Origin of the sequence: Bartonella taylorii, assembly GCF_023920105.1 — a bacterium.
Taxonomy (GTDB): domain Bacteria; phylum Pseudomonadota; class Alphaproteobacteria; order Rhizobiales; family Rhizobiaceae; genus Bartonella; species Bartonella taylorii.
In genome coordinates this window covers 595,236-608,053 of sequence record NZ_CP083693.1, presented here as the reverse complement: position 1 = coordinate 608,053, position 12,818 = coordinate 595,236, and the positions used below count along the sequence as shown (strand labels likewise).

The following is a 12,818-nucleotide window of genomic DNA, read 5'->3' as shown; positions in this document are numbered from 1 at the left end:
GTATTCTCGGCTTTTTCAATATGAAGTAACTTATGGATCAATCGCCAATAATAGTTGGAGCAGGTATTGCTGGATTAAGCACTGCTTTAGCACTTGCCCATAAAGGAATTGCAAGTACCATTTTTGAAAAGCGTAAACAGCTTAATGCTATAGGCGCTGGTATTCAGCTCACCCCAAATGCAACCTGTATACTTGCTCATTGGGGAATTCTTAGTAAGCTTACTAAAGTAGGTACAACACCGCACTTTCTTGAATTAAGAGAAGGAGTATCTTTAAAAACGCGACTGCGTGCTGAGCTTATCAATTTATCAGAAAAAAACTGGAAAGCTCCTTATATTACGATCCATCGTGCCGACTTACAAAAAATTTTATACAATGCTGTTATTGAAAATCCTTTTATTAAATATAAAACAGGAGAAACTGTTGTAGCAGCCACCCAAACGACAACAAACAACATTCATATAAAAACAATAAAAGCAGATGTACCAACTGAAACACAACAACACCAATTTTATTCAACGCCGCTCCTTATCGGATGTGATGGAGTTTGGTCCACATTACGGAAATTGTCTCCTTTGCATGAAACGGCAGATTTTAGTGGCTTTATTGCTTGGCGCGCAACAACAGAATTCGAACATCTCCCTAAAGGCTTTCGTTCATTATTGCAAAATGTGAAGACAATTACTACTTGGATGGGCCCCAAAAATCATCTTGTTGTCTATCCCATTCAATCATCCGAAAAAATTTTTAATTTTGTAGCCATTACCCATGGCGAAAATTCAAAAGAAGGGTGGGCACATAAAGGAAATAAAGAAAATTTGAAATCTCTTTTTAAAGATTGGAATCTGCAAATTTTGCAAATCTTTGACCATATTGACGAATGGAGCTATTGGCCAGTATTTCAAATGAAACAGAACCGTTTTTTAGGGTTAGAAAGACAAGTATTTGTTGGTGATTGTGCGCACGCTGCCCTGCCTTTCGCTGCACAAGGTGCTGCTATGGCAATAGAAGACGCTGCCACATTAGCAGAAACACTCTCTATGGAAGATCTTTCATTCACTGAAGCCCTTTCATTTTACGAAAAAATACGCAAGCCCCGCATTACTGCGGTAAAAAAACGTGGAGATTTTAATAAAATAGCTTATCATGCAACTGGCCCCATAGCAATCGCACGCAATTTCGTAATGAAAATTCGCACACCAGAAACTATTATGTCGAGCCTTGATTGGCTTTATAGTTATAATGCTATAAACTTAGCAAAAATGATACGAAGCGCTATGCTATAAAAACTTATAAAATCCTTAATCCCCAAATCACTTTGAATATTCATAAACGAAATAGGCTCATTTTTTTAATTTTGTTACATGAGAAATGCAGCATATCTGAAAAGAAAATCTTTCAGAATGTCAAGCTCGATTCAAATCACCAATTTAAATCGCTAATAAAAACAATACTTCCACTCAAAACAAAAAGCCTCTGTAGATACCTATTCAAGTCAACTCCACATCAACAACACCCTGTATCGATTTCATAGCATTCGCCACATGTGAATTAACCTTGTACCGCTTTGGAAGGGTAATTTCGACTTCCCGTAATCCATCCTCTTGAATGAGAATAAGCCCTACTTCTCCATTGCCACTAGGAATTAAATTTTGCTCAATTTGAGGAAGCATATCAACTGTTTTTATAAAGAGACGCATCATTTTATGATGCTGTAACGCCTCCTGTTCCAAAGATTGAACCGTTTCAAGTCGCAAACTAACGCCCTCAGAGCGATTTTCTGCACTCACGGTAATGATAAAAGATTTTCCAAGTTCTAGTATATCCTCATAATCCGCAAGTACCTCAGAAAAGAGAATTGTTTCATACTGCCCACTCATATCAGAAAAATGAATAATCCCCATTTTTTTACCAGATTTTGTTTTGCGCACTTGTTTTGCCACAACAGTTCCAGCAAGCCTAGCAGCAGTTGCTCCTCCTTTAACGGCATTGGCAAAATTAACCCAAGTCTGTACACGCTTTTTCTCCAGCATAGCCCGATACTCATCCAGAGGATGAGCAGAAAAATAAAAACCTATTGCTTGAAATTCTCGATAAAGTTTTTCATCCAGTAACCAAGGAGATGTTTGCGATAAAATCAAGGGGGCTTTTAACCCACCCGTCATCCTAAATATATCAATCTGCCCACTAGAGTTATTATCAAGAATACGAAGTGCATACGCATGAAGAGTTCCAAGATTCGCCAATAAAATCTCACGTGCAATATTAAAACAATCAAACGCACCAGCACAAACCAAACTTTCCATCGCACGCTTATTAACAATACGAGGATCAATACGCTCACAAAAATCTTCCAGATCCTTAAAAAGTTTATTTCCACGACAAGCTACAATATGATCAACCACCGCTTCTCCAACACCCTTAATGGCAGCAAGAGAATAATAAATACAATTATCACCAACCTCAAAAACACGATGTGATGTTTGCACACAAGGTGCAACAACTTTAATACCCAATCTTAATGCTTCACGCCGAAAATCATTTAACTTATCCGTATTTGCCATGTCATATGTCATTGAAGCAGCTAAAAACTCAACGGGATGATGTGCTTTCATATAAGCTGTTTGGTAAGAAACAATCGCATAAGCAGCGGCGTGCGACTTATTAAAACCGTAATCTGCAAATTTTGCTAAAAGATCAAAAATAATATCGGCCTGACCCTTATCAACGCCGCCAGCAACAGCTCCATTCACAAAGCGTGTACGCTGTTCTTGCATTTCTTTGTGAATCTTTTTACCCATAGCGCGACGTAATAAATCCGCTTCCCCAAGCGAATAACCAGCAAGCACCTGAGCAATCTGCATCACCTGCTCCTGATAGACAATAACACCTTGTGTTTCTTTAATCAGATAATCTATTTTAGGATGAATAGAAGCGATTTCCTCTTCTCCATGTTTGCGTGCATTATACGTCGGAATATTCTCCATCGGTCCAGGACGATAAAGCGCGACAAGAGCAATAATATCTTCAATACGATCTGGCTTCATCCCAATCAGCGCCTTACGCATCCCAGAACTTTCAACTTGAAATACTCCAACCGTTTCACCACGTGCCATCATAGCATAGGTTTCTTCATCATTCAGGGGGATATTCGACAAATCTATTTTGATACCCTTTCGCGCAACAAAATCTACTGCCATTTTCAAAACAGTAAGCGTTTTCAACCCAAGGAAATCAAACTTTACCAACCCAGCTTGTTCAACATATTTCATATTAAATTGTGTAACAGGCATATTGGAACGAGGATCACGATACATCGGGACAAGCTCTGAAAGTGGTCGATCACCAATAACAATCCCTGCTGCATGGGTTGATGCATGACGATAAAGCCCCTCCAACTGAAGCGCTATATCTAATGTACGTGCAACAGCGGGATCTTTTTTCTTTTCTTCTTCAAATTTTGGTTCATTCTTGATAGCATCAGCTAATTCAACCTGACTTCCAGGCGTAGCAGGAACTAATTTCGTAAGATAATCCACCTGACGATAAGGTACTTCTAAAACACGCCCAACATCACGCAACACCGCACGTGCTTGTAATTTACCAAACGTAATAATTTGGGCAACTTGATCACGTCCATATTTTTTTTGAACATAATGAATAACTTCTTCGCGTCGCTCCTGACAAAAATCGATATCAAAATCCGGCATAGAAACACGATCTGGATTAAGGAAACGTTCAAAGAGAAGAGAAAAACGCAATGGATCAATATCAGTGATAGTCAATGCATAAGCAACAAGCGAACCAGCACCAGAACCACGCCCTGGACCAACAGAGATACCATGGGACTTCGCCCATTTTATGAAATCTGAAACGATAAGAAAATAACCAGAAAATTGCATACGCGTAATAACTGAAATTTCATAATCAAGTCGTTGCTCGTAATCTGCAATCGTATATCCTTCAGCCAATCCAATTGTTTCAAGCCTCTTCTTTAAACCAGCTTTAGCTTGATTCAACAATTCACTATCTTCTACTTCTAAAGTAAAATTTGAATCAACAGATTGCTCTATAAAACGAGGTAAAATTGGTTTGTGAGTCGGAGTAGCAGCATGACAACGTAATGCAATTTCAACACTGTTTTCCAAAGCTTCTGGCAAATCAGAAAACAACGCAACCATTTCATCTTGTGACTTTAAATAATGATCTGGCGTCACACGTGTGCGTTCTGGATTAGAGACAATTTGTCCCTCCGCAACCGCCATCAACGCATCATGTGCTTCATATCCCTGCCTATTCAGAAAAAAGGCCTCATTGGTTGCAACAAGAGGAATTTCATGTGCATAAGCCAACTCAATAAGTGCAGCCTCTATTTTCCGGTCATAGGTACCATGCCGCTGTAGTTCTACATAAAGACGATCTCCAAAAATTTTTTTTAAATAAGTTAACCGCTCAACAGCACGTTCTTTTCTACCTTCTGCCAAAGAAAAATTAATAGGTCCTCCCTTGCCACCCGTCAAAGCAATTATTCCTTCACTGTGTGACAACAGCCAATCGACTTTGATATGAGGAGGATCAGTATCACACTTATCAAGATAAGCACGACTAACGAGACGAACCAAATGCGCATAACCACTCTCGCTAGCAGCTAAGAAAACAAGAGAGCAAAAATCAGAAGAAGAGCGCGCTTTAACAAAAGGCAGGTTATCATTTCCATCACCAAAATCAACTGTAAGCTGACAACCAATAATAGGTTGGATCCCATGCAAAAAACAATATTGCGAAAACTCCAAAGCACCAAATAAATTATTCGTATCAGTAATAGCAACTGCTGGTGTATGATCTGAAATTGCATGTTGAATAATTTGTGAGATTTTTAAAGCTCCTTCAAGTAGTGAGTAAGCAGAATGTACCCTTAAATGAATAAAGCGAGGGAGAGATTTTTTTTCATCTCGTATTTTAATTTTATCTTCCGCCACTCTCACAATTTCCCACTACAAAATAAATACTAAATCGCCACCTTTAACTGTATTATAATAAAAAAATCTATAATTTATTGTACCTTTCAATCTATAAATTTATTATCCTCCGCATATCGATGGCATTCCAGTTCTATTGTTATTCATAAAAGACTTCCATCAAGAAACTATCTCTATTCACAGCAAATAAACATACAAAAACAAAAAGGAAAAAATCATATAGAGTATTACACATATTAACACTCTATTTTTGCACTATTTTTATTTTACACATGATCGAAATATTTATTTTTCTATCTAAAACTCAAAGCGTAAATAAAGCAACTTTCTCTTCTATAACTTATCCCCAAAAAGCTCTTTTGAAGCACTAGAAAAAACAAAAAGAGCAAGCTAGATTTCCTTATGCATCCAAGCCTTATTGCCCCTCTTTTTAATTCTATCCATACCCTTTCTGGGGTAACACCTAAAGTATATAGCTTACTAGCCAAAGTCTTAAACATTAACCCTACACAACGTGAGCCTACCCTTATTGATCTTCTTCAATTAATGCCCTATTCCGTTATAGACCGGAGAATACGTCCCAACATTGCTTGTGCACAAGAAGGAGTCACCATTACCCTCGAAATTATTATCGATCAGCATCAACCACCCCCAATTGGCCGTAGCCGATTACCCTATAAGGTCGTTGCACATGATCCAACAGGAAAAATAAATTTAGTCTTTTTTCACGCACAACCTTCTTGGCTAAAAAAACAACTACCGGAAGGAAAAAAAGTCATCATATCAGGTAAAGCTGAACGGTTTAATGGGCAACTTTCAATGGTGCATCCAGATCATATCACACCAAGCGAACAATCAAATCAGATACCGCTGATCGAACCCGTTTACCCCTCTACTGCGGGGTTATCAGCAAAAACACTAAGGCATGCAATACAAAACGCCCTCGATTATATTCCTCTCTTGCCAGAATGGATAGAGGAAAGCGTTAAAAAACAACAAAACTTTTCTTCTTTTTCTGTTGCTTTACGTCGCATCCATACTCCCATAAATCCCGATGATCTAACCTTAGAAAGTCTAGCACGTAAACGTCTTGCATATGATGAACTTCTCGCTAGCCAATTAGCTCTTGGACTTGTACGCTTAAAGACTAAATCTTTTTCAGGAGCTTCTCGCCCACCAACAGAAATATACACTAAAAAATTGCTGCAAGCCCTACCCTTTCAACTTACAAATGGACAAAGGGAGGCAATAAAAGATATTGCCAACGATCTCGCTTCGCCAGAACCAATGCTAAGACTTCTCCAAGGTGATGTAGGAGCAGGAAAAACTGTTGTTGCACTAATAGCTATGGCACAAATTGCTGAAAATGCAGGACAGTCAGCATTAATGGCTCCAACAGAAGTTCTTGCCCGCCAGCATTTTGCGACAATTGCACCTCTTGCCGAAAAGGTTGGATTACAAACAGTTCTCTTAACAGGGCGAGAAAAAGGAAAATTGCGCACAAATATTTTGAACGATATTTTATCAGGCCAAGCTTCTATTATTATCGGAACACATGCTCTTATACAAGATAACGTCATTTACAATAATCTTGCTTTAGCCATTATAGATGAACAACATCGTTTTGGCGTGCATCAACGTCTTGCCCTTACAGCAAAAGGCCATAAACCTGATATGCTGGTCATGACAGCCACTCCGATTCCACGTACGTTAGTCCTGACAGCATTTGGTGATATGGATGTTTCCAAAATTACCGAAAAACCAATGGGACGCCAACCAATTACAACAGCAACGCTTTCTTTGAAACGTATTGATGAACTCATAGAACGAATTGCCATTGCATTAGAAAAAGGAGAGAAACTCTATTGGATCTGCCCTTTAGTGGAAGAATCTAAAATTCTTGAGCTCACTTCAATTGAAACTCGTTTTGCTATTCTCCAAGAGCATTTTGGAACACGTGTTGGTATGATACATGGGAAAATGTCAACAGATGAAAAAGAAGCAGCTATGGCATCCTTTAAATGCGGAAATATAGGTATTTTAGTTGCAACTACAGTCATTGAAGTAGGAGTCGATATTCCAGATGCTTCGATCATCGTTATCGAACATGCCGAACATTTTGGCCTTTCACAACTACACCAATTGCGTGGGCGTGTTGGACGAGGAGAAAAAAAATCTTCCTGTATTTTGCTTTACAAAGACCCACTAACAAAAATGGCTGCAACACGCCTTAATATTATACGCAATACAGAAGATGGTTTTAAAATTGCTGAAGAAGACTGGCGCCTGCGAGGAGAAGGAGAGCTTTTAGGAACCAAACAATCCGGTATGCCCGAGTTCCACATAGCAAACCTTGCAGTCCATAGTGATCTTTTATCAATGGCAAGAAGAGATGCACGTTTATTTTTGCAACATGATCCTAACCTTTCTTCAGAACAAGGACAAGCTTTACGTTTGCTCCTTTACCTTTTTGGACGCGACGACGCTACACGTCTGTTACGAGCAGGATAACAATAAAAAAGCAATCAAATAAAAATTAAAAGCCTTACTGTTGATTGCACATTCTATTATGAATTTATACCTCTCATTATTTTTCGACAAAACCTTAGATAAATTTTTATTCCACAGTGACTGATTTTGCTAAATTACGAGGCTGATCAACATCTGTTCCTAATAAAACAGCTGTATGGTAAGCGATTAACTGAATAGGTAAAGCATAAATAATAGGCGCAATAAATTCTGTAACATCTGGTAAAACAATAATTGACAAGGTATCAAAACGTACTGCTTCTGCCCCTCTTTTATCGGTTATCAAAACGATACGACCATTGCGCGCCGCCACTTCTTGCATATTAGAAAAAGTCTTTTCAAACCACCGATCATAAGGTGCCACAACAATCACTGGTATTGTCTCATCCACCAGTGCAATCGGCCCATGTTTTAACTCACCCGCCGCATAACCCTCAGCATGAATATAAGAAAGCTCCTTCAGTTTAAGTGCTCCCTCCAATGCAATTGGATAAGAAGTCCCTCGCCCGAGATAAAGAACACCTTTTACATTTACTAAATTACGACAAATCCGTTCAATCTTGTCATCTAGTTTTAAAACCTCATTTAAAATCCGAGGAATTTCTGCCAATTGTTGGACAAACTGATGCTCTTCTTTCTCAGAAAGATACCCACGTTGCTTAGCAGCATTAAGCGCCATTGCAGCAAGCGTTGCCAATTGGCAGGTAAAAGCTTTTGTCGAGGCAACACCTATTTCCGGCCCAGCAAGTGTTGGTAAAACAAAATCAGCTTCCCTTGCCATTGTCGATTGCTCAACATTCACAACTGTTGCTGTTTTCACACCACGTTCGCGACAATAACGCAAAGAAGCCAATGTATCAGCTGTTTCACCAGATTGAGAAACAAACATTGATAGCACATCGGATGTCATGGGTGGTTCACGATAACGAAACTCCGAAGCGACATCATTATCAACACTTAAAGCAGCCAATCTCTCAAACCAATAGCGTGCAACTAAAGCCGAATAATAAGCCGTTCCACAACTTGCAAAGAGTATTCGATTAATACTTTTCCAATCAATCAAATTTTCAAGTGGGCGAACTGTATAATTTCCAAGATCAAGATAATGCGCTAAATTATGAGAGATCACTTCAGGTTGTTCAAACATTTCCTTTTGCATAAAATGACGATGATTCCCCTTAGAAACCAACAAAGTTTCTTCAAACAATGTTGTAAGAGGACGTTTTACCCGTTGATTTTTGGCATCGTAAATTGTTACACCTTCCCGTGTCAGAACAGCCCAATCCCCATCTTCCATATAGCTAATACGATCTGTAAATGGAGCTAAAGCAATTGCATCCGATCCGACAAAAAATTCATCTTTTCCATAGCCAATTGCCAGCGGTGGACCAGAGCGAGCAGCAATCATAAGATTGTCTTCACCTTCGAAAATAAGAGCAATAGCAAAAGCACCTTGCAACCTTTTCCAACTTGTATGCACTGCTTCTTGGGGAGAAAGACCATTTTTTAATGCGCGCGTAATTAAATGGGCAATGACCTCCGTATCCGTTTCTGTTTCAAAGATATAACCATCTTCAATGAGTTCTCGTTGCAATTCTACAAAGTTTTCAATAATACCATTATGAACAATTGCAAGCCGTTCAGTTACATGAGGATGAGCATTCCGTTCTACCGCAGCTCCATGTGTAGCCCAACGCGTATGACCAATCCCTAAATTTCCTTGCAGAGGTGTTTTTTTTAATTTTTCTTCTAAATGAGTGAGCTTCCCCTCAGCACGCATACGATAAAGACGCCCCTCATGCACTGTCGCGATACCAGATGAATCATACCCCCTATACTCAAGGCGCTTCAAACCATCAATCAAAGAAGATGTAACACATCTATTTCCAAGAATTCCGATAATTCCGCACATTAAAAAGCTCCAATTCACATCCCAGATTTATATATCCCATAAAATAATTCAATAACTCTTCATTCAAAACATTAAGGTATCAGATAAACCAAATATAGAGTAAGGCAATACTTAAGAAGTAGCCGCCTACACAATTATTAGGTCAACATAAAGCAAAGAAATGAACAAAAATAATCACTTTTTCTTTTTATTTGCTGATAAGCGTGCGCGCAACTTTGTTGCATAATTCTCTTTTATCACTTGTCGCGCACGTCCTAAAGCCAGACTATTTTTAGGAACATTTTCAGTGATAACACTTCCTGAAGCAATATAAGAACCACTCCCTATCACCAATGGAGAAACAAGTGCTGAATTAGAGCCAATGAAAGCATGGTCACCAATTGTAATTTTATATTTGTGAAATCCATCATAATTACAAGTAATAGTACCGGCCCCAATATTGGTATGTACACCAATTTCTGTATCACCAATATAACTCAAATGATTAATTTTAGAAGCCTCTCCTATCTTCGCCTTTTTGACTTCACAAAAATTTCCAATCTTTACTGAGGATGCCAACTCTGTTCCAGGACGCAAACGCGCATAAGGTCCAATCCGCGCATTCACACCAACAACAGCGCCCTCCAAATAACTAAAGGCATGAATAACTGCACCAGATTGTACTTTTACTCCAAGCCCAAAATAAACATTTGGCTCAATCACCACTCCCGGTTCAATCTCAGTATCATAAGAAAAATAAACACTATCCGGTTTAAGAATGGTAACACCAGACAACATTAAATCGCGCGCTTTGCGTTTTTGCCACAAAGAATCAGCCTCAAAAAGCTCAAAACAATTATTAATTCCTACAATATTATCAACAGGCACTTCAACAATACGAATATCTAACCCTTCCCGCGCTGCAATAGATACAATATCTGTCAGATAATATTCTTTCTTCATATTATTATTACTAACTTTCTCTAAAAGAGAAAGTGCATGTTTTCCGTTAAGAGCAAATATGCCACCATTACAAAAAGAGATCTTTTTTTCTTCATCGCTAGCATCTTTTTCTTCTACAATCGCGATAAGTTTCCCATTTCTTTCAAGAAGACGACCATAACCCTTTGGATCTGGAGCATGAAAACCAGCAACAACAACATCTGCTCCTTTAGCAAGTTGCGCGCGAATTTGTAGCAATGAGTCTTGCTCAATTAAAGGAGTATCACCAAAAACAATGAGCACATCATCAACCTCTTTTTGCAAAGCTAAACGCCCAGAAAGAACCGCATGCGCAGTTCCAAAACGTTCTTTTTGTTCAAAAATCATCGCATTTTTTACAAATGACTGAACAGTTTCCGTAACATCTTTAGCACCAAATCCTACAACGACTGCTAATTGTGAAACGCCTACCAATTCTATTTGTTTTATGACGTGTCCTATAAGGGGCAAACCAGCAATTTTATGAAGCACTTTAGGAAGAGACGACTTCATACGCGTCCCTTCACCTGCTGCAAGAATAATAGAAAGACAATTTCTAACCATAAAACCACATAAAACTAACGAGAAAATCCAAAAAAATGCACAATATCATGCCAACGAATGCCTTCAATATCATTCAACGAAGGATAATGTTCCAAAAGCCAAAATGAAAGATCCTGCATAGAACCTGTCAAAAACAAAATACCCGTGACAACCAAAAAAATTCCAATAACTTTTTCAACTTTTCCTAAATGAATACGAAAAGCTCCCAAAAATTTCATAAAACTGCTTGAAAATAAAGCCGCCAGCACGAAAGGCACGCCAAGACCTAACGCATAAATCCCTAAAAGGACAGCACCCTCGCCTACAGTTTCTTTTGTTCCAGCAAGAGTTATGACAGGTCCTAAAATCGGACCAATACACGGTGTCCAACCAAATGCAAAAGCTAAACCAATAATGTAAGCTCCTAAAGGTCCAGCAGGCGTATTGCGTGTTTGAAAACGCGCTTCACGAAACAAAAAAGCAATCTTAAAAAAACCCAAAAAATTTAAACCAAAAATAATAATGATAACACCAGCAGCAAGAGCAAACCAATCACGATAATAACCAATGAACTTACCGATTGTGCTTGCACTAGCACCTAAAGCAACAAAAACGGTTGTAAAACCTAGCACAAAAGCAATAACAGAAGATAAAAGCGCCCGCCGTATAAATACTTTCTCATTCTGCTTTTCTGAACGAAAATCGTTAATACCAATCCCTGCCATATAGCACAAATAAGGAGGAACTAACGGCAAGACACATGGTGATAAAAAAGATAATGCACCAGCAAAAAATACACCAACTGTTGAAATTTCTACAACCAAATCTCTATCCGCTTCCCATTACCAGTCATATCCACGCACAATTATCAATCCATTTCTTCATCAATTTTTTGCATATTTTGCGCATCCGCCACAACACTTATGTCTTCATCATGGCCAGAAACAACTGAAAAAACCCTTTGATAAATTTTATCTTTATTTTTAGCAATCGCAATATACTCCCCCTCCACTAACACGAGCGAAACATAAGCACCAACTGTTTCGTAAATGATATCACCAGAATCATTTGTAATAGACCAACTTGTATCTGCAAGCGCTTCCCCTCCTTCTTGCCGTACCAACTTTAAAACAATTTGAGCCGCTTGATGTTCAAGAATAACTTCTGTAATTTTACCCGCATCCACTTGGATATCCGAACGAACAATAGCATTAATAGAACCATAATGCGAAGCAACATGATAGTGCCCAGCTTTCAAACGCACAATTGACTGAGGTTTAACATTTGATAAAATTACGCCAGTATCATCATTTTCTTTTTCATCTTCATAGATAGTGAAATGGAGCTCCTTTTCATTGATTGTGCCATTCAACAGTGTAGCATTTAAAATAACCCCCCCAGCATCAAGATTAAAATTTTTAACAAGACTTTGCCCACTTTCTAAATTTACATGATCTACCGCACCAACGTGACCAAATGAGAGATGAATAAGATAACTCCCTGGTTCTAAATCAAAACGCGCGCTCCCTCCTTCATAAGTTGCAATCAATGGTAATTTATTATCAACCCCTAAGATAGGGGCATAAATCCGCCATACGAGCCCCTTCACAATATCTTCATTGCTGTTTTTTAAGCGAGCATGCAATATGAGTCTAGACTGAGAAACTAAATCCTCTTTTTCGTGATCTTGAGATTTTAAAATAATATTTGTTGATTGTTTTTGTGAATAATATTGCTCTCTCCCCTCTTCTGAAAACGCACAATCATTAAAAAATAATAGGATAAGCGCCACACATAACCACACACACCGGCCTAATATTTTCGTAATAGTTCCCATTTTTGCATTGTTGACCAAAGTAATAATCTTTTCAAGAAGCAATATCACAAAACCACTA

General features: G+C 38.5%; 7 protein-coding genes. 2 read left to right on the top strand and 5 right to left on the bottom strand.

The window, feature by feature from the left end; genetic code table 11:
- The first annotated feature begins 32 nt into the window (after nucleotides 1-32).
- Nucleotides 33-1,286, top strand: a complete 1,254-nt coding sequence (locus tag LBE40_RS02515) for an FAD-binding protein (protein ID WP_004859024.1) — start codon at nucleotides 33-35, stop codon at nucleotides 1,284-1,286.
- Nucleotides 1,287-1,490: 204 nt separating this feature from the next.
- Here LBE40_RS02515 and dnaE read toward each other — a convergent pair whose 3' ends face one another.
- The gene (dnaE, locus tag LBE40_RS02510; protein WP_004859032.1) at nucleotides 1,491-4,979 is read right to left on the bottom strand and encodes a DNA polymerase III subunit alpha; all 3,489 of its coding nucleotides are present in this window, start codon (nucleotides 4,977-4,979) and stop codon (nucleotides 1,491-1,493) included.
- A 402-nt stretch (nucleotides 4,980-5,381) separates the two neighbouring features.
- Here dnaE and recG point away from each other — a divergent pair, with 402 nt between their 5' ends.
- On the top strand, nucleotides 5,382-7,490 hold the full coding sequence (recG, locus tag LBE40_RS02505; protein ID WP_004859035.1) for an ATP-dependent DNA helicase RecG: 2,109 nt from the start codon (nucleotides 5,382-5,384) through the stop codon (nucleotides 7,488-7,490).
- Nucleotides 7,491-7,596: 106 nt separating this feature from the next.
- On the opposite strand, the gene glmS is transcribed toward recG, so the two are convergent.
- The 4 genes from glmS to LBE40_RS02485 all read right to left on the bottom strand — a co-directional run bounded on the left by glmS (nucleotide 7,597) and on the right by LBE40_RS02485 (nucleotide 12,808).
- Complete coding sequence (gene glmS / locus LBE40_RS02500) at nucleotides 7,597-9,420, bottom strand: glutamine--fructose-6-phosphate transaminase (isomerizing) (RefSeq protein WP_004859039.1); 1,824 nt, start codon at nucleotides 9,418-9,420, stop codon at nucleotides 7,597-7,599.
- Between the two features lie 174 nt (nucleotides 9,421-9,594).
- Nucleotides 9,595-10,944, bottom strand: a complete 1,350-nt coding sequence (gene glmU / locus LBE40_RS02495) for a bifunctional UDP-N-acetylglucosamine diphosphorylase/glucosamine-1-phosphate N-acetyltransferase GlmU (RefSeq protein ID WP_004859041.1) — start codon at nucleotides 10,942-10,944, stop codon at nucleotides 9,595-9,597.
- A 14-nt stretch (nucleotides 10,945-10,958) separates the two neighbouring features.
- Nucleotides 10,959-11,747 carry a cytochrome c biogenesis CcdA family protein gene (locus LBE40_RS02490; RefSeq protein ID WP_004859043.1) on the bottom strand — a complete coding sequence of 263 codons (789 nt, stop codon included), beginning with the start codon at nucleotides 11,745-11,747 and terminating at the stop codon, nucleotides 10,959-10,961.
- 44 nt (nucleotides 11,748-11,791) lie between these two features.
- Nucleotides 11,792-12,808: a hypothetical protein gene (locus tag LBE40_RS02485; protein ID WP_004859044.1), complete on the bottom strand. Its 1,017-nt coding sequence runs from the start codon at nucleotides 12,806-12,808 to the stop codon at nucleotides 11,792-11,794.
- Between the last annotated feature and the right edge of the window lie 10 nt (nucleotides 12,809-12,818).